This is a genomic window from Oleiphilus sp. HI0043 (assembly GCF_001634935.1).
The window spans coordinates 1-1,103 of record NZ_LWEY01000312.1 but is presented as its reverse complement, the minus strand read 5'-3'; the positions used below and the strand labels follow the sequence as shown (position 1 = coordinate 1,103).

1 protein-coding gene is annotated in these 1,103 nt (G+C 43.2%); it reads right to left on the bottom strand.

The window, feature by feature from the left end:
- Positions 1-167: 167 nt before the first annotated feature.
- Entirely contained in the window at positions 168-965 is a 798-nt protein-coding gene (locus A3729_RS04340) for a sulfite exporter TauE/SafE family protein (RefSeq protein WP_068510263.1), read from the bottom strand.
- Positions 966-1,103: the final 138 nt, after the last annotated feature.

Below are 1,103 nucleotides of genomic sequence, written 5' to 3'. Positions count from 1 at the left end.
GGTGCAGAAACCAACACCAGCTTTCTGCCACTCCGAAGCTCAAGCCGCTCTAGTAGGTGCTTTCTTAAAATACTGCTTGGGTTATATGGCGGTGATAAGAACTTTGTTTTAAGTAGATTAAATGTTGGCGACATAGCTTCAACTGTATTTGTGTTGTGCGTTATTGGCTAAAAGATCGCGTATTTTACCCCAATAATCAATAGGATGCTGGCTAATATTGGCTGCAATATTTCACTTGGTAGTTTTTTGCTCAATTTTGAACCAAAGTGAATGGCAGGAATAGACCCAACTAGCAGGGAGATTAAAAGAACGAAATCCACATTACCAAGCTGCATATGTCCCAACCCGGCTATGAGCGTAAGCGGTACCGCGTGGGCAATATCAGTTCCGATGATAGTAACGGGGTTTAAGCGTGGATAAAGCATCATCAAAACTGCTGCACCAAATGCGCCAGCCCCAACAGACGTTAGGGTTACACAAATACCGAGAATAAACCCTGCAAATACAGTTAATAAGCCTTGGTATTTTTTAAGCTTATGACGCTCATTACTGCTTAGATTAAATGAACGGGTAAGGCGAGGTTTTATAAGAATTACCAGGGCGGTCATTATTAACATACAGCCAAGCACAGTTAATAAGATGTGTTGATAGCTGGACGGATCACCAAAGTGGTTCTTCAGCATGTAGACTGTAACAAGTGAAGCCGGGATACTGCCTAAGCCTAATCTAAATACTATCTGCCAGTTAACAGTAGACTGTTTCGCATGCGAAATTACACCGCTCGCCTTTGTTGCGGCGGCATAAATTAGATCCGTTCCAATGGCGATATGAGTCGGGAAACCGAAGAGTATAAGAAGCGGCGTCATTAAGGACCCGCCACCGACACCCGTCACCCCAACCGCAAAACCAACACCGGCTCCGGCAAGCACGTACGTAATAAAATCACCTAAAGCAAGAAATTCCATGATTATGGTCTAATATAGATAGGGAAATACAAGGCTTAGTTAATCAAATGGCCGTTTTTGAGGCCTTGCTGTTGATAACACTTCGAGCCAAATTGAACTTAGACAGCACATTAAACAAAGCTGTGCGCACCAATTTGA

Bases quoted from the DNA above. Each gene is read 5' to 3' on its own strand.
- A3729_RS04340 (WP_068510263.1), bottom strand. From the start codon at position 965: ATGGAATTTCTTGCTTTAGGTGATTTTATTACGTACGTGCTTGCCGGA.